Below are 19953 nucleotides of genomic sequence, written 5' to 3'. Positions count from 1 at the left end.
TCAAGCACCTTGCCCCGGTCGTCCGGCGGAACACCCATTTCGGTCATATTTCAGTTTACATGCCCGTGACAATCCACCATAATTGCGCGGACTCTTGTTGTGTCACTGCGTTTGAAGCCCGTGTGCCGACCATCAACATGAAACAAGTCTCCAAAGTCTACCGGCTGGGAGAAACCGAGATCACAGCATTGAGGCAGGTGGACCTGGCGATAGAGCAGGGAGAGTTCATCGCCATCTGGGGCCCCTCGGGCTCGGGGAAATCCACCCTGTGCAATTTGATCGGCCTGATCGACACCCCGAGCTCGGGCCGCCTGGAATTTGAAGGAAGCGACGTCAATCATCTCACAGACGATCAGCTCAGTGACCTGAGAAACAGCCACTTGGGTTTCATCTTTCAGAGCTTTAATCTCATTCCGGTCTTGTCCGCCATCGACAATGTGGCCTTGCCGCTGCAAATCCAGGGGACATCTTCCCCCCCACGCCAAATACAAAGCACAGAAACTGTTGACCGAACTGGGGCTGGCGGACTATTTGCGTCAACGTCCGCAAAAAATGTCGGGGGGGCAGCAGCAGCGCGTCGCCATCGCCCGCGCGCTGATCACCGATCCCAAGCTGGTCATTGCCGATGAGCCCACGGCCAATCTGGACACGGCCAATGCCGTGCGCATCATTGAACTGATCAGGGAGATCAACACCAGCCGGGGAACAACATTTGTTTTTTCCACCCATGACCAACGTCTGCTGCAACGGGTTCAGAGGCAAATCCATCTTGCCGACGGTTTGATCATGGCCGACCGTCAGACATGAACGCCGCTTCGGGAGGTCCTTTGAACCGATGCGCGCCGAGGTCTCATTCAGCTAATCCTCCATTTGTCTGTGCCCAATGACCGTTACGTGGATCAAAATAGCCGCACTCAATCTTCTCCGGAACCGACGCCGGTCACTGTTCACCATCATTGCCATTGCCATGGGATATGCCGCGGTCAACGTTTTCGGCGGCTTCACCGGTTACATTTTTAGATGCTTGAAGGATTCTTTCATATATGCCCAGGCCAATGGGCATATCACTATTTTCAAGGAAGGATTTTTACAGGAGGGACAAATTGAACCCCTGAAATTTCTGATTGACGCCGATCAAGCCCGGACGATTCACAGCCTTTGCCGATCGAACCCCCACATCGTTGTCACAACAGGCCAGCTCAGTATCATGGGACTGGTCACCAACGGCAGCGTCAGCACCATCTTCATCGCCTCCGGCAAAGTGCCCTCGGACACTTACCAGATTCAGCGGGCGGCAACGGGCATATTGGCCAGGATCGAGCATTTATACGGCAAGCCGCTGGACGATTCGGTCCCTTACGGCATCGGCATGGCGTTTGGACTGGCCAAGAGGCTCAAGCTGGAGGTCGGCTCGGATGCAATCGTCATGGCCTCGACAGTGGATGGTCGAATCAATGCACTGGATGCTCAGGTGTTTCAACTCTTTTACACCATCCTGGAAGAACTGAACGACAAATATCTCATTGTCCCGCTGAGTTTGCCGAATCGCTTTATGCCACCGACGGCGTTGACAGGATGACCCTACTGTTGGACGACGAGTCACATCTGCCGGAGGTGAAGGCTTATCTCGAGGCACAGATCAAGCGTCGCGGCCTCCCTTTGCAGATCAAGACGTGGGCGGAGCTTTCACCGCTTTACACCAAAGTGAAAAGAATGTTCGACATCATCTTCAATTTTGTCTTCATCATTGTGTTCATGATCGTCGTCACCAGCGTCATCAATACGGTTACCATGTCGATCATCGAAAGGACAAAAGAAATTGGCACGTTGCGCGCACTGGGCTTGAAGCGCCGCGGAGTCATCAAGTTGTTCGCCGTCGAGAGCGCCATGCTGGGATTGTTGGGATGTCTGTTGGGAATTGTATTGACCATCTTCTGCTGGCTCCTGGTGAAAGTCATCGAGCCGCAATGGGTCCCGCCGAATATACCGAGAGAGATACCGCTGGAAGTCTATCTGATTCCCTCTTATCTCATCGTCAGCTTTTTTTTCCTGTTGACCCTTGCCACTTTGGTGGCCATACTGCCGGCGCGCAAGGCCTGCGGCAAACCTATCGTGGATGCTCTTGATCACAGCTGACGGAGCAGGTAACATCGTCGTGATCATGCATGGGTGATGTCCGCTTTCACCAGCCGTAGCCGTTCACCGGGCGCAAAGGGAGCCAAGTCAGGTGGTAGAAGTTCAGTATCTCTGGCCGATTCGGACCGACTCGGTGGATAAAACCGAGTCGGTCTTGATAACGTCGGCCTTGTTCACTTGGGCCGTCGTCAAACATCAATGACGTGGCAGGCGCGCCTGCCGATTACTGGTTTGACCGGAGGGATGTGAGCAGTGATGAAACGTCCGGCAGGAATTGTCTCACCGCCGAGGAATTCATCGCCGCCATCACTCAGCATATTCCAGATAAGCATTTTCAGATGGTCAGATACTATGGCCGGCCCCGTGGAATAAGTGCGTGCCGGCATTGTGCTTGCAATTGTGATTATTCCACGGGGCTGGTATTCGAGTAGAAGCAGAGGAGACAGAATCAAAAAAGGTGTTTTAAGGCCCGGGGATGAGCCGCCGCAGGCCGGCAACGCTAATGAAGTGATCCCGCTGTCAGCGGGACTTGATGTCTCAGACTACCAGCCCCCGCACATCCCATCAATCACGCCCATGGCGTGACTGGCGGGACTTGATAAAAAAAATCTACGAGGTGGACCCCTTGACTTGTCCCCGCTGCGGCCACGAGATGAAAATCATCAGCCTGATTCACGAGCCGGCCGTGATAGAACGCATCCTCCGCCATCTCGGGCCCTGGAAACAGCAAACGGCCCCATCCGGGAGGAAGACAAAAGCACCGGAACAGGGGCCGGTTGTCCTCGATGATTTTGATCACACCTTGGCGTGGCTTCGGCACTGGAGACAGTCCCGACAAGCCCTTACAGGAGCAGTTTGCCCGCGTGTCTGCCCGGGCCCCCGGACCCGGGGGCCCGGGCAGACACGCGGGCCGTCCCCTCCACACCAAGAAGCTATCGTAACGAACGACTTGCTTCAATCTTACCCCTGAGCGCGTGTATGATAGTGACATACGGTCCAAAATCGAGACAAAAATGTGCTTGACCCATCTCACCATACCTGCTACCCAAAAATCGTCAGAAAGCAATTTCTTATCACCTCACCTGTTGGGAAGTAACCAGTTTAGCGATCTCATACATCCCTAGCCCTGCCCTTTACCCATGAGTTGCGCCGGGGCAGTATCAGCCGCCTCGCAGCGAGAATCCCTCACACAGGAGTTGAAGGTATGAGTAGCCATGCCACATCAACTGGTGCCCCGGGGGCGGATCGTTCTTTCGGCCGAGATAGCCCCCCAGTCGCGCTACCAGGCGCACCGCATCTCCAAGTAGGAGCGGTAACTTGAGGTCTTTTTTTTTGCGTAGGCATTCAGTACCTCGATTTCGAGATCCGAGAAGAGCACTTCCACGGGAAGCTCCGGAGTCTCTCTGTCCATAAGGGTCATCAGCATGATGCGCCAGGCAATGACCAGATTGATCGCGATGGATCTTTTGAGACGCTCCGCGCTCTGGTGGGCTGCCTCTTCGATGCGGCATCCGGATTTCAATACCCGATGCCAGTCCTCGATGCGCCAGCGCAGACAGTACCAGCGCAGGCACCTTTCGGCATCCTGCACGGACTCGATCTTCATTGTTGTCAGCAAGTACCATTCAATTCCTTCATCCCCCTCGGGAGGGTTGTCTTCGACCACGTGCACTATCCACAGAACAATCGGGGGCTTGTCTTTATGGTAATCGGGAGGGCGCAACTCCACCTGCTTGTAGCGAACCGATGTCTCCGCCGTACGTGCGCAACGGCCGGGCCGGGCTTTCTGCTTGCTCTTCTTCGGCCTGGCACTCTGCCTCTTGACGCTGATGCGAAGATTAGCACGCACTTGTGTCTGCTTGACGGCGTCGAAGAGCTTCCCCTCCTCGGTGGTAGTCCGATTGTGCTTGGCACGCACCAGGAGCTCGACAGAAGGATTCCGGCGCTGCTCATCAAACAACTCAAAAAAATCCGCCTCCCGATCCATGACCGATACCAGCCGGGTGTGCGGCATTTCCTTGGCCACTTCCATGCAGCCGCGAAGCCCCACAATCCAGGAGAAACTCTCCTTTTCTTCGATGGGGATGTCGCAAGGGCGCCGCTTGTCAGCCTCCGATCTCGAGACCGGAGCCAAGCAGTGGGCGTTCAACACTCCCAATGGCAGTCCACGCGGAGTAACGACCAGCGTGGAATGCAAATGAAGCCCCATGCTCTTGGCTCCGGTTTGATTGGAGCCTATCACACCCAACCCTTCGCATCGGTCCAGGTTGGAATAATCGAGATCCGAGCCATCCTGGATGCACAGCACGGTCTGCTGTGCCTTCATGCGGCGAATAGTCCTCTCGCGGTGGGGCACGAGGATGTTTTCCATACTCACAGCTCCTACGTCCCACAATATTTGATTTGAACAGTCCCAAGTAATCTGATCCCGCCTATCCCGCTATACCTCGCCATGCTTTTGCACTTTACCCTGCCTACCCCGCGCGCCGGGCGCTAACCGGTCCCAAGACCACGCCGGATAACGGCTGGGCATCAGCGGGGGCGCCGAAGCACCTCCGGAATGTCAACATTACTGGTTGTCGCAGCGCCACGAGCCTCGCCGACCACCTGCAGGCCATGGCTCGGCTGCAAGATCTATTCTGCTGATGACGATGCAGACTCCAGTTCAGAGGCTTTCTTCAGAGCCCATTCAATGGCTTCGTTGTCAAATCCTGGCCTTGAGCGCATAAAAGCGGCCGCCTTTCGGTAGTACTCAGCGGCCATCCTATTCTGCCCCTTGGCTTCATAGACCGTTGCCAGTCTGTCGAGCCCGTCAACATCGTCCGGATATTGCTCCAATAGCTTGTGACACTGAGCTTCCGCTTCGTCCAGTTTCCCGGCTTGGATGAGATCAATGACACTATTCGATAGGTTGTCCAACTCCTCCATTTGGGCATGGATCTGTTTGAAGACATCTGAAGGAGCCTGCGGCGGCCGTGTCGCTGAGACCTGTTCGCGCAACAAACAGCATTTTTTGTACTTCTTTCCACTTCCACAAGGGCAGGGCGCATTGCGGGATATCTTACTCATGGGTAACGCAACTCCTTTGTTGAAAAACCGTTGCCAAACATAGCATCTGGCGCGTCGGGCGCCGGCGGTTTTGCGCTTGCGGGCGGCGCCAGGTTGGAGTAAACGAACGGCTTTTTCGGAAACCTCTTCGATCATGACTATTCGCTCAAGTGGGAGACGCCATGTTTGCTCCATTTACCCGCTCAGATATTAGAAAATACAGCTTGAATGTGCTGCGAAACAAGATCCGCTGCGGTTTGCCCTCCTGCCCCGTCTGCAATACTCAACCGGATTTGTTCAGGCGGCATCAGGCACGCCCCCGCAAATTCCGCATTCTATGCGACGCATTGGTCCAGGTGGTAAAATGCCTTGTCATTCGGTGGAAATGCCCCGGCTGCCATAAGACCTTCACCGAACAGCCTCCTTTCGCGCTTCCCTTCAAGCGTTACACCAGCGACGCGATACTTCATCGCTCGGCAAGCTATCTGGAAGATGAGACGTCGACCTATCGGAAGACAGTCCTGGAAGAAGGCTCGGAGATCTTCCATGCCTCGACGGACGAAGGAAATACGCCGGTCGATAAAGTCCTCTCCCACACAACCCCTTACCGCTGGATCGACACTCTTGGCCGCTTCAAAGAAATCCCGCGCCGCGCTCTGGACCTCATCTTACAGAAGGATCCGGCGACAAAAGTCTACCGGGATCTCGCCGCGCTAACGATCTCCCCCAATAAGTTCGTGAAAACCGCTCGGGAAGAAACCCTCAAACGCTCTCGCCGGCTCGTCCACCTGGAGGCGGTATTCCGAGTTGTTTTTGGTGCTTCAATTTTCCCCTTCTTTGCAACAGGCTGCGCCTGGCAATGATTTATGCTCGCCTCCAACCATAAAACAAAGGAGGCGTTATGAAGCAAAAAGATGAAAAATGGGCCCTGTTCTGGTGCGATCTCCTTCGCCCCGTTCTCTTCGACGAGGTGGAGCCGGAATCGATCCAGGATTTTCTCAAAGAGATCTCTCAAAAGGAGATGGTCTTTCCCGGCGGACGTACCGGCAAGCCCTCCCTTTCCACCCTCAGGCGAAAGCTGAAGCGCTATCGAACCGGAGGATTCGATGCTCTCGCAAGAAAAGACCGCCATGACCGCGGCCATGCCAGGGCCGCACCCGCAGAAATCATTGCAACCGCCATCGAGCTTAAATGCGAGCAGCCCAAGCGCTCCCCTGCCACCATCAACCGATTCCTAAAGGACCTCTATGGCGTTACGCTCTCCCGCTCTACTTTGTATCGCCATCTTAAAGGTGCGGGCGCAACCCGCCTCAAGCTCGGCGTTGTCAAAAACAAGGTGAGAAAACGTTGGACCAGAGACCATACCCATGATCTCTGGGTTGGGGACTTCGAGGAAGGCCCCTATGTTGTTTTCGGCCGGGAGGTCCTGCCCACCTATCTTTCCGCTTTCATCGACTGCCACAGCAGGTATATCGTCGAGGCCCGCTACTACCTGCGCCAAAGCCTCGATATCCTCATCGACTCGCTGCTGCGCGCCCTGGCCAAGCATGGCGCCCCCGGCGAACTCTACCTCGATAACGCCAAGGTCTATCACGCAATCGGCCTCAAGGCTGCCTGCTACCGGCTCCACATCCGGCTTCGCCACCGGCCGGCCGGGGACCCTTCCCCGGGAGGACTCATTGAGCGCTTCTTTGAGACCGCCCAAGACCGGTTTGAATCCGAGGTGCGGGCACAAGATGCCATAAGCCTCGATGATCTCAACCGAGCTCTCAGCGCATGGATCTCGGTGGATTATCATAGCTCCATTCATTCCGAGACCGGCGAGACTCCCAAGGACCGCTATCATACCGGACTTTCCGTCATCCGCCACGTGGAAATGGACCAGGTGCTCGCTTCCTTTCTTAGAAAGGTCACTCGGGTCGTCCACAAGGATTTTTCCGACATTAGCCTCGATAAGCGGCTCTACCGGGTCGATCCAGCTTTAAGGGGAGACAAGGTCTGGGTCCACTACGATCCCTTCTCGTCTTCAGATAGCGTGAAGATCTTTTCCCTGAAAGGCGAATACCAGGGATCGGGCGTGCTCCATCACCGCGAGGCCGAGCAACCGCCCCTTCCCGCACAAGCTCGGGGAAAACCCAAGCATAACCTCATCGATCTCCTCGTTCGCGAGCACCGGGAGCAGCTCGCCGCAAACACTCGCGGCATCGATTACCGCAAGGTCGTCTCCGTGCGGCCGTGGCCGTTTCATGCCTTTGTCAAAGCCTTTGCCCGGCTGCTCGGAAAAGAAGTGGGCATCTCCGCCTTCACGGCACAGGAGCTCGAAACGCTCAAAAAACTCTACAATCAAAACGTTCAGCTCACAGAATCCGTGCTCACGCAGGCCTTTGCCCGAGTGCCTAACAAGTCGTTCCCCCACCTCGTCGGTGAGCTCAAACAAATCCTACAGCAAAAGGAGTAACCACCATGTTCCTCGATCATTTCAAAATGAACAGCCATCCCTTCCAGGAACGCCCTCCCGTGGAATGGATCCTCAACGACCACCGCATCTCCCAGTCCCTGGCCAGACTCGACTACTTTGCCCGGCAAGGGACCCTGGCCCTCCTCATCGGACCAACCGGTGCCGGAAAATCCACACTCTTAAGGCTCTTCATCCATAACCTCTCTAAAAACCGCTACCGCCCCGTTTATCTCCACTTCACCGGAATCCCGTCATCCAGCCTGCTTCGCCTAATCGTGACTCAGTTGGGAGAAGCCCCCCGGCGAGGCAAGGATCATCTCTTTTTACAAATTCTCGATCGCACCGCAAAAGAAGATCTCTCAACGGTGCTTATCATCGACGAAGCCCACCTTATAGATCCGCAAGCTTTGACCGATCTGCGCCTCCTGGTTAGCTCAGCCCTCGATACCGATACTCCCGTAAAGATCGTCCTCAGCGGTCAGGAGCCCCTCGCCAAGCTCCTTGCCCGTGCCTCTCTTAGCGATCTTGTCAACCGAATCACCGTCCGATGTCACCTCGGCGCCTTAACCTCGGACCAGACCACCTCCTATATCGACTCCAGGATGCGTTTCGCGGGGAGCAACGAGAAGGTCTTCGAGCCCGAAGCCAAATCCCTCATCCATGACTATGCCAGCGGCATCCCAAGGCAGATTAATAACATCGCTACCGCCTGCCTCCTCAATGCCGCCGCCCAAAATCTCAACAAGATCAACGAAGCCCTGGTCACCGACACCATGGCCGAATTCCGCCTTCCCTAGGAGAAGACATCATGACAAAGCTCTATTCCAAGCAAAAACTCCGGATACTGCGTAATCAGATCCCCATCTCCCGGCTCATCTCTGATTTTCTGCGCATCCCCTGCAAAGTATCAGACGGGTATTTTCGCTTTCTATGCCCCCTGTGCTCTGAGTTTCAAACCGCCACCAACCCCAAAACCAACCTGGCCCGGTGCTTCCGGTGCCAGAAAAACTTCAATCCCATCGACATGGTCATGGCCGTCAAATGCTGCAACTTCCGTGAGGCTGTTGAAATGATCGACGGCTTACAAGACTGCTAAAATACTCACGTCTTCCCTCACAAGCTCCCACCAACTTGTGGGGGAGGACATCTTCATCTAAACTGGGACTCTCAGAGTCAAATATTGTGAGACTTAGCACACAGCCGCTTCATCCGGATGGTCGATGAGTCGGTAATATCCCTTCACCGCTGCCCAGTCCCCTTCGGCTACACCACTAAAAGCGCGATCCGGTTTAATGGCCTTTGCACCGGCACACCCCACAAGCCTTTTGCTCAGTCTCTTGTCACCCAACGGAGCACCTGCGAATTCCTTTTCCGCCCATTGCTCAGCATCAAGACCATCGGCAACCTCAAGAGGACTCAAACCACTGTCTGGCGCAAGCCCCATCTTGAGCCGAAAGTCTCTCTCGAGAGGGTAGAGGTAGATATCCTTCAGTGTTTCGGCCATCTGCCAATGCCGATCCTGACGCCCTCGACCTTGGGTGCGGCCCACTCGCACCCAATTGGCTGCCCGATAACAGGTACCCGAAAAACAAGTAGTGTCCACAAAGCTTTCCACCAGCCACGGACGGAACCCGTATCGGTTTTCAAAATCACCGGGCACTGCTCTAAGGATCATTCCCAGCAACTGCGAGGCGAGGTTGTGGCAGTGCACATCCGGGCGAATCAGAAATCGACTGAGTCCGATCACCCGATGCAGATGGCAACGCCGCGTTTCGCTATCCCAACCGATCCATCGATCCCGATCCCGAAGCTGCAGTGCCGCTGCTCCAAATCCAGCGGCTCCGAGCCAGCCGTGCTCCGAGCCGATCAGGTATCGAAGCTGCCGTCCCACCAGGGGGCCCGCACCCCGCGGATGTTCACGGATCATCATCTCATTCCAGATCCGCATCTGTTCCTCTGCTTCCACGAGGATCAGGCACAGTCCGCGCAAGTCACAGGCTTGCGCGGGAACGCCCTGTGGTGCCGCGACTGGCTCCGACAGACGTCTCGGGCTGCCGGGACCCGATTGCACAAGGGGCTTGGGCAATTCGATGTGGCCCCTGGACTCCAATTCCCGAAGAGCCTTGAGGCAGCTGCTTGTCTGAGCAGTGCCCAGGGCATCGAAAAAACCATAGTGCACGCAGAGCTGCTCTGCAACCGCTGTCCGGTTCATATGGCCGTTCTCATCGAGCACCGACCGTATGTGCTCGATTACTTCAGGCCGCGACAGTGTCCGTTTGATTTGGTTTTGGGTTTCCATGCCCACATGCTACATGGCATGGAAACCCTTGTCCAGTCTTAATTTACGGGTAAAGGGCAGCCCTAGCCCGCTAAAATGGCTCTGCTATGACAGCAACGGGTTTACATGGCGAAGGCCACTGAAACGTCCGAAATCGTTATCCGAGGAGTAAACGGTATAACCGTGCTCGATGGCAAGTGCGGCGACATGGGCGTCTGTTGTCAGATTTCCTCCCGTTCCAGAGGCGGTCAGCAGGTTGCGTAGGATTCGCCAATGGCCCTTGCCGGGGGCGACCGTTGTTACCACCGGCTGTGACAGCCATTCCTCAACATATGCGACGGACTGCTCGACGGTAAGTGGACGCTCAAAAACCCGCGCATTGGTAGTCAGTCGCAGAAAAGCAAGAATCACCAACCATGGCAGCCCCACGCTTTCATTGCCGGACAGTACTTCTTCTAACCACGCAAGTGCGCGCGCATGCTGCGGTAGGTCCAGGTTCACAGCGTAAAGCAGTAAATTGGCATCTACCAAAATCATTTGCGCAACTCCAGCTTCATCGCAATTGCGGCGTCTTCGAGGTCATCGGCCAGACTCAGTGCTTTGTCAAGATTGATAGAGGGACGAACGGAGCCCAGCGACGTCGACGATAATCTGTAGGGTCGCGCTTCGGGGTGTTCGAGTGCATGCACTCCTTTCCGCAATGCCTCGTTTACCACTTCCTTGAACGGTTTACCGCTTCGGTGAGCAATGTCCTTGAGTGACATGGCGACCTGGTCGTCAATGGTTAAGGTAGTACGCATCGTGATGTCCTCCCGTCAGTCATCATGGTGACAATATAGCTGGGATTTCGATTAGCGTCAAGAAAGTGGTACCGACGATCATTCCGTCAGCCTCTTCGGAGAATAGACTCCCGCAAGCCCCATAATCGGCTTCGGAAGTTTCTCGATCGATAATCATGATGGGGTGTGCCGGCCATGGCAAAACTCCTCCTGCATTCGGAAATTTGCATTACCTGATCCAAGTAGATACAGTTTCAGATCGAGACAAGCATTATTTACCTGTCCCCTTTTTCTTTTTTTTTCTTTTTGCCGGTATTCTTCGCTCCCCCACATATGAAAAGTTGAGCTCTGTCCAGTCGATAGGCGTGAGAGGGGGAAAGCCGGAGTTCCTTTCCGGTGTGCCAAGTGGCAAGCGCGGTGAGCCTCTAATCATTTTTCACTTCGATTAGATGCTTAGCCAGGCCATGCCTTCGTTATTAAGCCGCCAGCTCAAGCTTTGCTTCAATGGTGCTCCAGGGGACCTCAATCTTGGGGTAATGGTAATGTGTTTAACGTAATGGGGGACGCCCTTTAGATTTTTAGTTTTTAGGTGAGCAGGTTGATGGTATATTGGTAGCCATGCCAAGAAACGCACGAATTGAGCAGCCGGTGCTTTGCACCACATCATGGCAAGAGGAATAGAACGGCGGCGGATTTTCCAGGACGAGTCGGACCGAGACAACTTTGAGCAACGATTGGGGAGCATTTTAAAAGAAACGGGAACGCACTGTTATGCCTGGACTTTGATCCCCAACCATTTTCATCTGTTGCTGAAAAGCGGCTTGGTGCCGATATCACAGGTGATGCGGCGGTTGCTTACCGGCTATGCGGTGTCGTATAATCGCAGGCACCGGCGCAGCGGTCATCTTTTTCAAAACCGGTACAAGTCGATTCTCTGTCAAAAGGACCCGTATTTTCTTGAACTGGTGCGCTACCTTCACCTGAATCCGCTTCGAGCCGGGGTCGTTTCCACTTTTGAAGATTTGGAGCGCTTTGCCTACTGCGGCCATGGTGTAATTCTGGGCTATTTCAAAAATGATTGGCAGCGAATCCATGAAGTGCTGGAATTATTTGGCGATAAAAATTCGGTCGCTCGTCGTCGGTATCGTGCTTTTGTTGAGCAGGGCATCAACCAGGGACGGCGCAGTGATCTTACCGGGGGTGGACTGGTACGCAGCAGTGGGGGCTGGGCAGAAGTAAAGGCAAGGCGCAGGGCACAATTATTCGAAAAATCTGACGAGCGAATCTTAGGCGACGGGGACTTTGTTGAACAGGTCCTTCTTCAAGCGCGGGAGGAAATGGAGCGAAGACACAGGGTGCGCTCCCGGGGATTTGATCTTTCCAAGGTGGCTAAGCGAGTGTGCGAATTGCTGGCAGTGGACGAATCCGAGCTTTGGGCGGCGGGCAAGGAACGCAACAGGGTCCGTGCACGAAGTCTTTTTTGCTACTGGGCGTCAAGAGAGCTCGGCATCAGTCAGGCTGAATTAGCTCGAAAACTGAAGCTCTCGCCTGCCGCTGTCACCTTTTCTGTAAAGCGAGGTGAAGAGATCGTCTCCGAGCACAACTACTGCTTGTTGCAATCGGCGGATTTCGAGTCCGGAGAGTAAACTAAACTAAAGGGCTTCCCCCATTTTTTTGATCTTGTGCAAATGTGGTAAACACACTTGCAGAATTCACATACAGGGGACTTTCACCCCATAAGTTCACGCCCATGCCGGGCGTACACAATTGGCATGATGGGAGGCAAAAAGACATGCGCCCCTCAGCAATACGTTGGGTTGGCAGGAACTTCATCATATAGACGGGTACACTTTGTCATGGCAGATTATAGGTACACCGCATATTTTGAGAATGAAGTTCTGCGTAAGCGACCATATCTTAAAAAGGAATGGTGCGTTCAGGTTCTGGAGAATCCAATTAGGACTGAGTCTCAGGATGGAAACCGTTTTCGATTTTGGGGGCGCATAGATGAATTTGGAGGCAGAGTTCTTAGAGTTGTGACCCTTGAGGATAAGATCACCATACACAATGCTTTTCCTGATAGAGGTTTCAAGAAATGAAGATCAGCTACTATCCTGATACAGACTCTCTTTACATTGACCTATCGGAACAGGTGAGTGCCGAGAGTCGTGAAATTTCTGAGGGTATTGTCCTTGATTATGATGCCGAAGGGCGCTTGGTCGGTATCGACATTGATAATGCCAGCAAGAAGGTTGAACTCCAAAAGCTTACAATCAATAAGTTGCCACTAATCGAGCAGATAATCGCGGCCTAAGGCAACATAATAGGGCAGTAAGCAGTGTGCATAAGGACACCTATGGTCGATCATTGCTCGAAACCTGCTCGCATCTTCATTGGGCGAATTACCCAAGCGGGTAGCCGGGGGTTTTTCTCAGGGCCGCGACCGGGGTAGGGCCACGCTATCATGTTGAAATTTCGATATTACTATCCCATCCAAGCGGCCCTATCGGCACATGATGTTGTGAGCCGGCAGCGTAAAGAGAAAATCAGCTATCTTGAAAAGGAGCTTGAGGGCGCCCAATATGAAGCCGATTGGGGCTTTTTGCAGTTCAACAAAGTGGACCCTGACCCTTTGAATCGGCTGGTTGCCGCCGAACTGGAGCGAAGATGGAATGAAAAGCTCCAGGACCTTAATGAGGTGAAAGAACGAATTGAAAAGGAAAGAAGAGAGGTCCCGAAACCGAGTCTGGAAGAACTACAGACAATCCACTCTCTTTCCCGGCGACTTCCGGAAGTGTGGCGGCACCCGAAAACCGACCCCGCCGTCAAGAAAAAGATTATCAGAATGGTAGTACAAGAAGTTCTAATGGATTTATTCACGAGCCGGCCGTGATAGAACGCATCCTCCGCCATCTCGGGCCCTGGAAACAGCAAACGGCCCCATCCGGGAGGAAGACAAAAGCACCGGAACATGGGCCGGTTGTCATCGAAGATTTCGCCCACGCCTTGGCGTGGCTTTGGCACTGGAGACAGTCCCGACAAGCCCTTACAGGTGCAGTTTGCCCGCGTGTCCGCCCGGACCCCCGGATCCGGGGCCCGGGCAGACACCTTGCCGTCCCCTCCACACCAAGAAGCTATCGTAACGAACGACTTGCTTCAATCTTGCCCCTGAGCGCGTGTATGATAGTGACATACGGTCCAAAATCGAGACAAAAATGTGCTTGACCCATCTCACCATACCTGCTACCCAAAAATCGTCAGAAAGCAATTTCTTATCACCTCACCGATCAGGCTTTGGACGTCGTCCTTTCGAAGGTCAACCGGCGCATCGGCACCCGGGCACACAGCGTTCAGGCCCCTGTGGAATACGAGCTGCCCCTGGAGGCGGTAAGGGAAGCCATCGTCAATGCTGTTGCCCATCGCGACTACAGCAGTAATGCCAGCGTGCAGGTCATGCTTTTCGCCGACAGGTTGGAGGTGTGGAACCCCGGCGAGTTACCGCCCCCGCTCACGCCCGATCTGCTCAGACAACCTCACCCGTCCATACCCCGGAACCCCCTTATCGCCGAAGCGATGGTTTCATACTAACCTCCAATGTAGAAAATTTATTGGAAAAGATGGAGTTGTTTACGACAAGTGGTTGAATTCACGTTAATTCTTAAGCCTTTTTGATTGCCTTTGGTGACATAGATGTATTCTAGCTTCCCGGATTTGACCCAATTGAGAACGGTCTGTTTGGAAACTCCCAATTCATTGGCGGCGCGGTGTAAAGGAACCCAGCCTGCCGGTACGTCCTGGGCTGTAAGGCGTTTGATGTCTTCATCCGTTAAAAAGATTTCCCATGGTGCGCCATCGGTGACTTGCTGACCTTTGATAAATCCGGCTTTGAGCCAGCCGTGAATGGTGGGAACACTGACTTGAAGAACTTTCGATGCTTGTTGCGCTGTGTAGGATTTGTGCTGCTCATCTTTTGGTTTTTGGAAGCGAGGGATATCATAGCTGCGCCTGAGATTCGCCACTTTATGAGCGTTGTAGGGTAACCCGGTGGGTGTTTTGTGACCTTGACGGATAAGAATGCGAGCGATCTGGTCATCGGTGAATTTTTCGGCAAGGCGGCGCACCAGATCCACCAAATCGAGCGATGTGGCTCGCTTGCTTCTCACCTTGGGCAAATGGACCACTTTTTCCGTTACGGCGCCGCCGGCCCACACAATCTTGACCTCGACGTCGCGATTTTTTTTGGCCAGGTAGACTTCTTCGATGGCAGCTCTGAGTAAACGTTTTTGATCTTTATCCGTGGCCGCGCCCCAAACGGCCGGCAAGTCTTGAGAGAGACTTTGGATTTGCCCTATTTCGATTTTTGACAACCGATCCTTAAAGCTTTGCTTACGGTTCCTGATGCGGGCTTTGAACTCTTCGACACGCTTTAGCGATTCATTCCATTGGCGCTCCAGCGTGCGGGCAACCAGTCTATTTTCAGGCTCGACTGCATCGAATTGGCGAAAGGCACGATCGGATTCATACTGGGCCCTTTCCAACTGGAGCTCCAGTTGCTTCAAGGCAATATCTTGCTCTTGTTGGATTTGTTGGAGAGCACGCAGGTGGATATTTAGACTAGCGGGCGCAACGACCTCAAGTAAAGTTTGTGCCACGAATTGGTCGATTCGGCGACCACCAACGGATTGACAGTATCTGTCTGAAAAATTCCGGTTGGCCATATTACATACGTAATAGGGGTAAGACCGTTGAGCTTGACCATGATAGTTTACATGCATCGAGCGGCCGCAGTTGCCGCACCGAGCAAGCCCCTGAAGAAGAGCCGAGCCTTCTCGAACCACCTGACTGGCCTGGTATTTGGCGGCAGCGGCATTTTTTTCCATCTGTTGACGGATCTTAAGGTAGTCTTCCCAAGAAATATAAGCAGGATGATGATCGTGGATAATGACATCCCAGTCTTCCATGGCTTGGACCTTTTGGCGCGATTTTTGATTGCCATGCTCGTCCAGCTCTTTGACCACCTTGGTTCTGCCGAAAACGTACGCTCCAGTGTAGAGAGGGTTTACGAGGGTGTCTCGGACAGCCTTGTTGTATGGGCGCACCCAGCGAATCTTTTTTTCAAAGGATGCTTTTCGCGGAAACAGCAGATTGTTTTCCAGGAGATATTTGAGGACGCCATTGATGGTGCCGATTTCGAAATACTTTTGGTAGATTAAATCAATAAGATGAGTCACCTGCTCGTCAAGGGACTTGATGATATTGCCGTCTTCGTCAAATTGATAGCCTACAGGAAGATGAAACCGAAGTTCTCCCTTCTGGGCCTTGTGGTAGAGACCTTGCAACATTCGGTTCTTTAACATATGGAGCTCTGCTTCACTCATGGTTCCCTTCAAGCCAAGGAGGAGGCGATCATTAAAGGAGGAAGGATCATAAACTCCATCTGTATCGGCAATAAGGGTTGCGGTCAGGGAGCACAGATCCAGGAGCTGGTACCAGTCCCTATTATTTCTTGCCAGTCTGGAGACTTCAAGACCAAAGATGATGCCAGCTTTTGCGAGGGCTACATCCGCCACCAGTTTAGCGAAACCGGTTCGGCCCACAGTAGAACTGGCAGATCTGCCCAGGTCGTCATCAATAACGATGATGGATTCTTCACTCCAACGGTATTGTCGCGCCAGGTCCACGAGCTCGTATTGGCGCTGCTGACTTTCAATGTTGTCGCGGACTTGATGTTCGGTGGATTGGCGGATGTAGATGTAAGCATTACGGCGCAAGTGGGAAGAAGTGATTTTGGTGTCATTTCTCATGATCTTTGATCTCCTCGGAAAGTGAGCTCAGTTGCTCGATGATCAACTCAGCAAAAATGTCTTCGATTTTTTGCCTGCTTTCCTCCGGCAGCCGCGGCCGTGTGCTTTCGGCAAGCCTGCATGAACTCCCCAGCCCGAGGTGCTATGATCGGCTGAACCCTTAGCAAGGAAGGAGAACAGCCGATGAAGCAAGAGCGGCACCTACCGGAAGAACCGCAAGATTTGCAGACAGTATGTGACGCCTTTGAACAGTGGCGTCGCTCACGACAGAAGCGGGATCGTATCCCCGAGGAGCTTTGGCGGGCGGCGGTCGATCTCTCCGCCTCATATCCCACCTTGCGAATTGCGAGGACGCTTCGGCTCAACTACACTCAGCTCAAGGAACGTATTCATGAACGAGTGGGCAAAAGCATGGCTTCACAATTTGTCGAGGTGAAGGTGCCCTCTTTATTTTCCGTATCCCCATGCGTTATGGAACTGCGCTCTCCTTCTGGCTTTGAGCTGAAAATCGAGACGGATGCCGCTCTTCAGTCTGAGCTCGTGCATCTCATAAGCTGCTTTGTGAGCCATAGCCGATGATCCAGATCAGCCCTCAGATGCGAATACTTGCCTGCACAAGGCCTGTTGATTTTCGCAAAGGCATTGACGGACTTTCGCGCATCTGCCGCCAAGTGCTCGATGCTGATCCATTCTCCGGAACCGTCTTTGTCTTTTTCAACCGCCGCAGGACTACCATCAAAGTCCTTTGCTACGACGGTCAGGGGTTCTGGCTTTGTCAAAAGAGGCTATCGAGCGGGCGGTTCCAGGTTTGGCCTGACAGGAGTCAGATGGATGCCCACGAGCTTCAGAACCTCATCTGGAACTTCCCTACTCCCCAAGGGGTGGTGAAGTTTTTCAGAAAATTGCAGTAGATTCGCATTTTCATCTTGCGTTCCAGGTCTCCGCGTGGTAGATGTCCTCACGTGGAAACGATACTAATCTACAGAGCCAAGACAGTGACCGAGGAGGACGTCGCCTTCATCCGCTCTCTGATAGCGGATCATCCAGGCGACAGCCGCCGCAAGCTCTCCCGCAGGCTGTGCCGAGCATGGAACTGGGTGCAACGCAACGGAGAGCTTCGTGACATGGTATGCCGCTCACTCATGCTCGAACTTGACAGGGCGGGCCATATCGAACTCCCACCCAAGAAATTCACTCCGCACAACCCACTGGCTGTTCGTAAAAGGCCAGAACCGTGCGAGATCGATCAAACCCCTATAAGTGGCCGCTTGTCGCGACTACCGCAGTTCGAGTTTCAGCAGGTACGAAGGGGGCCGCTGGAGAGACTCTTCAACAGTCTCGTTGAGCACTACCATTACCTGGGCTACTGCCAGCCGGTGGGCGAGCATCTCAAGTACCTGGTGATGGCTTGCGAGCGGCCCATCGCCTGTTTCAGTTGGTCATCGCCGCCTCGCCATATTGGCTCACGAGACCGTGTCATCGGCTGGACAGCCAGGCAACGTCGTGACAATCTCTACTTTTTGGCCTACAACAGCCGCTTTCTCATATTGCCATGGGTTTCGGTACCCCATCTCGCGTCCCATCTGCTGTCGAAAGTGGTGCGAAGGATCTCTTCGGACTGGCAGCAGGTTTACGGACACCCCCTTTATTTTCTCGAGACTTTCGTGGACACCGAGCGTTTCCGAGGCACCTGCTACCAGGCTGCCAATTGGATCTATCTCGGTCTGACAACGGGACGGGGCAAAAATGACCATACCATGAAACCCAACCGCTCTCTAAAAGCTGTATGGGGATATCCGCTCACCAGGCGTTTTCGAGAAAAGCTATGTCAACAAAGCTTCCCTCAATAGAACTCGATCCGGAAAAGCTTGACGCTTTTCTCAAGAGGGCTGAGCAGTGCCTCAGTCCGCAAGATTTTTCCCTTCTGGCTTCCCTGGTTTGTGCCCTTTCAAACCTTCGAGACCTTCTCCAGAGTAAATCCAGATCCATCGTGCGCCTTCTCCGCATGATCTTCGGGGTCAAAACGGAGACCTCCAAACGGGTACTGAAGGAGAGCGCAAACAAAGATGCCGGTGTCGAGCGGCAAGCTCGCAAAAAGGGGCACGGTCGAAATAGTGCACAAGACTATACCGGCGCAAACAAAGTCGCTGTGGCTCATGATTCTTTGGAGCACGGTGACCGTTGCCCCGAATGTGAGAAAGGCCGGGTCTATCGAGTCGACCCCGGAGTCCTTTTGAACTTCTTTGCCGCGGCTCCCATTCAGGCCATCCTCTACCTGCTCGAAAAATTCCGCTGCAATCTCTGTGGCGAGATTTTCACTGCCGAAAAGCCCCCTGAGGCGAGCGAGAAAAAATATGACGAGACAGTCGGCGCCATGGTTGCACTGGCACGCTATGGCTTCGGACTGCCCTTTCATCGGCTCGAAAAGCTGCAGGCCGGCTGCGGTATTCCTCTTGCCGCATCCACCCAGTGGGAGATCGTTAATGAACACGCCGCCACCCTCAAACCTGTCTTCGATCACCTGACCCACGAGGCAGCACAGGCGGAAAGAATCTATCAGGACGACACCCACATGAAGGTCCTCGCTCTTAACGCCAAGAAAAAGGAACGGGAGGAAACCGACGGTAGAACCGGCACGTTCACAACAGGACTGGTTTGTGAATCGGAAGACAGAACCATTGCCTGCTTTGTTACCGGCACGCAACACGCCGGCGAAAACTTAAGGGACCTCCTCCTGCAAAGGATCGAGGAGCTTTCTCTTCCCATCCAGATGTGCGACGCTCTGTCTCGCAACATGTCGGCGGACCTCCTGACCATGCTGTGCAACTGCATGAGCCACGCTCGCAGGAACTTCGTCGGGGTGCTCGATGCCTTTCCCGAAGAGTGCCGATTCGTCATAGAGAACCTGGCCAAAGTCTACCACCATGATGCCCTGGCCAAAGAGCGCAATATGTCGCCAGAAGAGAGACTGCAATTCCATCAAAAGCAAAGCGGCCCCGTGATGGATGAGCTAAAAAGCTGGATGGAGACACAACTCGATGACAAAAAGATCGAGCCCAACTCAGGCCTGGGAAACGCCATCCAATACATGCTCAAGCGCTGGGAGCAATTCACTCTCTTCCTCAGGGTTCCCGGTGCTCCCCTTGACAATAATATCTGTGAAAGAGCCCTTAAGATGGCCATTCGACACCGCCGCAACTCCCTTTTCTACAAGACTCAGCGGGGAGCTTGGGTGGGAGACCTCTTCATGAGCCTCATCCACACCTGTCATCTGACGGGGGTAAACGCCTTCCACTATCTCACAACTCTTTTGCGGAATGCATCCGAGCTTGCACGGAATCCCAGTCGATGGATGCCGTGGAATTATGAGGCGGCACTTTCAAGCCCTCCGTAGTCACGGCTCCTCGGAACACTCGCTATCTACATCAGTTCCCTGCACCCTTGTCGGTA

The 19953-nt window shown here is 53.8% G+C and carries 23 protein-coding genes and 2 pseudogenes; 18 read left to right on the top strand and 7 right to left on the bottom strand.

Annotated elements, in window-relative coordinates; genetic code table 11:
• Positions 1 to 59: 59 nt before the first annotated feature.
• The 5 genes and pseudogenes from K1V27_RS23020 to K1V27_RS23015 form a co-directional block, all read left to right on the top strand.
• A pseudogene (locus K1V27_RS23020) lies at positions 60 to 579 on the top strand (ABC transporter ATP-binding protein); the annotation flags it as partial.
• On the top strand, positions 553 to 807 hold the full coding sequence (locus tag K1V27_RS20835) for an ATP-binding cassette domain-containing protein (RefSeq protein WP_353740640.1): 255 nt from the start codon (positions 553 to 555) through the stop codon (positions 805 to 807). The pseudogene K1V27_RS23020 and the gene K1V27_RS20835, both read left to right, overlap by 27 nt.
• A gap of 76 nt (positions 808 to 883) precedes the next feature.
• Positions 884 to 1579, top strand: coding sequence for a hypothetical protein (locus tag K1V27_RS20830; protein ID WP_258932184.1), 696 nt, complete (start codon positions 884 to 886; stop codon positions 1577 to 1579).
• 8 nt (positions 1580 to 1587) lie between these two features.
• On the top strand, positions 1588 to 2136 hold the full coding sequence (locus K1V27_RS20825; RefSeq protein ID WP_258932183.1) for an ABC transporter permease: 549 nt from the start codon (positions 1588 to 1590) through the stop codon (positions 2134 to 2136).
• 203 nt (positions 2137 to 2339) lie between these two features.
• On the top strand, positions 2340 to 2567 hold the full coding sequence (locus tag K1V27_RS23015; protein WP_353740634.1) for a transposase: 228 nt from the start codon (positions 2340 to 2342) through the stop codon (positions 2565 to 2567).
• Positions 2568 to 3296: 729 nt separating this feature from the next.
• Here K1V27_RS23015 and K1V27_RS23010 read toward each other — a convergent pair.
• From K1V27_RS23010 to K1V27_RS20815, 3 genes are all read right to left on the bottom strand, one after another.
• On the bottom strand, positions 3297 to 3428 hold the full coding sequence (locus K1V27_RS23010; RefSeq protein WP_353740633.1) for an IS4 family transposase: 132 nt from the start codon (positions 3426 to 3428) through the stop codon (positions 3297 to 3299).
• Positions 3416 to 4507, bottom strand: a complete 1092-nt coding sequence (locus tag K1V27_RS20820) for an IS4 family transposase (RefSeq protein ID WP_258932182.1) — start codon at positions 4505 to 4507, stop codon at positions 3416 to 3418. The genes K1V27_RS23010 and K1V27_RS20820 overlap by 13 nt, the downstream gene beginning before the upstream one ends.
• A 263-nt stretch (positions 4508 to 4770) precedes the next feature.
• The gene (locus K1V27_RS20815) at positions 4771 to 5340 is read right to left on the bottom strand and encodes a tetratricopeptide repeat protein (RefSeq protein ID WP_258927476.1); all 570 of its coding nucleotides are present in this window, start codon (positions 5338 to 5340) and stop codon (positions 4771 to 4773) included.
• A gap of 26 nt (positions 5341 to 5366) precedes the next feature.
• Here K1V27_RS20815 and K1V27_RS20810 point away from each other — a divergent pair, with 26 nt between their 5' ends.
• From K1V27_RS20810 to K1V27_RS20795, 4 genes are read left to right on the top strand one after another with little or no spacing between them, the layout of a single operon-like run.
• Positions 5367 to 6047 carry a DUF6431 domain-containing protein gene (locus tag K1V27_RS20810; protein WP_258931058.1) on the top strand — a complete coding sequence of 227 codons (681 nt, stop codon included), beginning with the start codon at positions 5367 to 5369 and terminating at the stop codon, positions 6045 to 6047.
• A 38-nt stretch (positions 6048 to 6085) separates the two neighbouring features.
• Complete coding sequence (locus K1V27_RS20805; RefSeq protein ID WP_258927474.1) at positions 6086 to 7642, top strand: helix-turn-helix domain-containing protein; 1557 nt, start codon at positions 6086 to 6088, stop codon at positions 7640 to 7642.
• A gap of 5 nt (positions 7643 to 7647) precedes the next feature.
• Positions 7648 to 8439 carry an ExeA family protein gene (locus K1V27_RS20800; RefSeq protein WP_258927473.1) on the top strand — a complete coding sequence of 264 codons (792 nt, stop codon included), beginning with the start codon at positions 7648 to 7650 and terminating at the stop codon, positions 8437 to 8439.
• Positions 8440 to 8450: 11 nt separating this feature from the next.
• Entirely contained in the window at positions 8451 to 8738 is a 288-nt protein-coding gene (locus K1V27_RS20795; RefSeq protein ID WP_258927472.1) for a CHC2 zinc finger domain-containing protein, read from the top strand.
• A 93-nt stretch (positions 8739 to 8831) separates the two neighbouring features.
• Here K1V27_RS20795 and K1V27_RS20790 read toward each other — a convergent pair whose 3' ends face one another.
• The 3 genes from K1V27_RS20790 to K1V27_RS20780 all read right to left on the bottom strand — a co-directional run bounded on the left by K1V27_RS20790 (position 8832) and on the right by K1V27_RS20780 (position 10720).
• Positions 8832 to 9941, bottom strand: a complete 1110-nt coding sequence (locus K1V27_RS20790) for an IS4/Tn5 family transposase DNA-binding protein (RefSeq protein WP_258932181.1) — start codon at positions 9939 to 9941, stop codon at positions 8832 to 8834.
• Positions 9942 to 10025: 84 nt separating this feature from the next.
• Complete coding sequence (locus K1V27_RS20785; RefSeq protein WP_258932180.1) at positions 10026 to 10457, bottom strand: type II toxin-antitoxin system VapC family toxin; 432 nt, start codon at positions 10455 to 10457, stop codon at positions 10026 to 10028.
• Positions 10454 to 10720 (bottom strand): DUF2191 domain-containing protein, encoded by a 267-nt coding sequence (locus K1V27_RS20780; protein WP_258932179.1) that lies wholly within the window; start codon positions 10718 to 10720, stop codon positions 10454 to 10456. Before K1V27_RS20780 ends, K1V27_RS20785 begins: the two co-directional genes overlap by 4 nt.
• A 644-nt stretch (positions 10721 to 11364) precedes the next feature.
• Between K1V27_RS20780 and K1V27_RS20775 the strand changes: the two genes are divergently transcribed.
• From K1V27_RS20775 to K1V27_RS20760, 5 genes and pseudogenes are all read left to right on the top strand, one after another.
• Positions 11365 to 12345 (top strand): transposase, encoded by a 981-nt coding sequence (locus tag K1V27_RS20775; RefSeq protein ID WP_258932178.1) that lies wholly within the window; start codon positions 11365 to 11367, stop codon positions 12343 to 12345.
• A gap of 210 nt (positions 12346 to 12555) precedes the next feature.
• Positions 12556 to 12798: a hypothetical protein gene (locus tag K1V27_RS23005; protein ID WP_353740632.1), complete on the top strand. Its 243-nt coding sequence runs from the start codon at positions 12556 to 12558 to the stop codon at positions 12796 to 12798.
• Positions 12795 to 13013, top strand: a complete 219-nt coding sequence (locus K1V27_RS20770) for a DUF2283 domain-containing protein (protein WP_258932177.1) — start codon at positions 12795 to 12797, stop codon at positions 13011 to 13013. The genes K1V27_RS23005 and K1V27_RS20770 overlap by 4 nt, the downstream gene beginning before the upstream one ends.
• A 150-nt stretch (positions 13014 to 13163) precedes the next feature.
• The gene (locus K1V27_RS20765) at positions 13164 to 13592 is read left to right on the top strand and encodes a hypothetical protein (RefSeq protein WP_258932176.1); all 429 of its coding nucleotides are present in this window, start codon (positions 13164 to 13166) and stop codon (positions 13590 to 13592) included.
• A gap of 386 nt (positions 13593 to 13978) precedes the next feature.
• Positions 13979 to 14275: pseudogene (locus K1V27_RS20760) on the top strand (ATP-binding protein); the annotation flags it as partial.
• Between the two features lie 29 nt (positions 14276 to 14304).
• Here the strand turns inward: K1V27_RS20760 and K1V27_RS20755 are convergent.
• On the bottom strand, positions 14305 to 16503 hold the full coding sequence (locus K1V27_RS20755) for a recombinase family protein (protein WP_258932174.1): 2199 nt from the start codon (positions 16501 to 16503) through the stop codon (positions 14305 to 14307).
• 183 nt (positions 16504 to 16686) lie between these two features.
• Here K1V27_RS20755 and K1V27_RS20750 point away from each other — a divergent pair, with 183 nt between their 5' ends.
• Genes K1V27_RS20750 through tnpC form a run of 4 tightly spaced genes read left to right on the top strand, consistent with a single transcriptional unit; the run spans position 16687 to position 19897 of the window.
• Positions 16687 to 17082: a hypothetical protein gene (locus K1V27_RS20750; protein ID WP_258932173.1), complete on the top strand. Its 396-nt coding sequence runs from the start codon at positions 16687 to 16689 to the stop codon at positions 17080 to 17082.
• Positions 17079 to 17414, top strand: a complete 336-nt coding sequence (tnpB, locus tag K1V27_RS20745) for an IS66 family insertion sequence element accessory protein TnpB (protein ID WP_258932172.1) — start codon at positions 17079 to 17081, stop codon at positions 17412 to 17414. Before K1V27_RS20750 ends, tnpB begins: the two co-directional genes overlap by 4 nt.
• A 51-nt stretch (positions 17415 to 17465) precedes the next feature.
• Entirely contained in the window at positions 17466 to 18353 is an 888-nt protein-coding gene (locus K1V27_RS20740; protein WP_258932171.1) for a DUF4338 domain-containing protein, read from the top strand.
• Positions 18329 to 19897: an IS66 family transposase gene (gene tnpC, locus K1V27_RS20735; RefSeq protein WP_258932170.1), complete on the top strand. Its 1569-nt coding sequence runs from the start codon at positions 18329 to 18331 to the stop codon at positions 19895 to 19897. Before K1V27_RS20740 ends, tnpC begins: the two co-directional genes overlap by 25 nt.
• Positions 19898 to 19953: the final 56 nt, after the last annotated feature.

It is taken from the genome of Desulfoferrobacter suflitae (assembly GCF_022603395.1).
In the GTDB taxonomy this organism is placed as follows: Bacteria; Desulfobacterota; Syntrophobacteria; order Syntrophobacterales; family Syntrophobacteraceae; genus Desulfoferrobacter; species Desulfoferrobacter suflitae.
This window is presented reverse-complemented; position numbering and strand designations above follow the sequence as displayed.

Bases quoted from the DNA above. Each gene is read 5' to 3' on its own strand.
- K1V27_RS20750 (WP_258932173.1), top strand. From the start codon at position 16,687: ATGAAGCAAGAGCGGCACCTACCGGAAGAACCGCAAGATTTGCAGACA.
- K1V27_RS20770 (WP_258932177.1), top strand. From the start codon at position 12,795: ATGAAGATCAGCTACTATCCTGATACAGACTCTCTTTACATTGACCTA.
- K1V27_RS20790 (WP_258932181.1), bottom strand. From the start codon at position 9,941: ATGGAAACCCAAAACCAAATCAAACGGACACTGTCGCGGCCTGAAGTA.
- K1V27_RS23005 (WP_353740632.1), top strand. From the start codon at position 12,556: ATGGCAGATTATAGGTACACCGCATATTTTGAGAATGAAGTTCTGCGT.
- K1V27_RS20780 (WP_258932179.1), bottom strand. From the start codon at position 10,720: ATGCGTACTACCTTAACCATTGACGACCAGGTCGCCATGTCACTCAAG.
- K1V27_RS20805 (WP_258927474.1), top strand. From the start codon at position 6,086: ATGAAGCAAAAAGATGAAAAATGGGCCCTGTTCTGGTGCGATCTCCTT.
- K1V27_RS20775 (WP_258932178.1), top strand. From the start codon at position 11,365: ATGGCAAGAGGAATAGAACGGCGGCGGATTTTCCAGGACGAGTCGGAC.
- K1V27_RS20795 (WP_258927472.1), top strand. From the start codon at position 8,451: ATGACAAAGCTCTATTCCAAGCAAAAACTCCGGATACTGCGTAATCAG.
- K1V27_RS20800 (WP_258927473.1), top strand. From the start codon at position 7,648: ATGTTCCTCGATCATTTCAAAATGAACAGCCATCCCTTCCAGGAACGC.
- K1V27_RS20810 (WP_258931058.1), top strand. From the start codon at position 5,367: ATGTTTGCTCCATTTACCCGCTCAGATATTAGAAAATACAGCTTGAAT.
- K1V27_RS20835 (WP_353740640.1), top strand. From the start codon at position 553: ATGTCGGGGGGGCAGCAGCAGCGCGTCGCCATCGCCCGCGCGCTGATC.
- tnpC (WP_258932170.1), top strand. From the start codon at position 18,329: ATGTCAACAAAGCTTCCCTCAATAGAACTCGATCCGGAAAAGCTTGAC.
- K1V27_RS20785 (WP_258932180.1), bottom strand. From the start codon at position 10,457: ATGATTTTGGTAGATGCCAATTTACTGCTTTACGCTGTGAACCTGGAC.
- K1V27_RS20765 (WP_258932176.1), top strand. From the start codon at position 13,164: ATGTTGAAATTTCGATATTACTATCCCATCCAAGCGGCCCTATCGGCA.
- K1V27_RS20830 (WP_258932184.1), top strand. From the start codon at position 884: ATGACCGTTACGTGGATCAAAATAGCCGCACTCAATCTTCTCCGGAAC.
- tnpB (WP_258932172.1), top strand. From the start codon at position 17,079: ATGATCCAGATCAGCCCTCAGATGCGAATACTTGCCTGCACAAGGCCT.
- K1V27_RS20820 (WP_258932182.1), bottom strand. From the start codon at position 4,507: ATGGAAAACATCCTCGTGCCCCACCGCGAGAGGACTATTCGCCGCATG.
- K1V27_RS20815 (WP_258927476.1), bottom strand. From the start codon at position 5,340: ATGATCGAAGAGGTTTCCGAAAAAGCCGTTCGTTTACTCCAACCTGGC.
- K1V27_RS20755 (WP_258932174.1), bottom strand. From the start codon at position 16,503: ATGAGAAATGACACCAAAATCACTTCTTCCCACTTGCGCCGTAATGCT.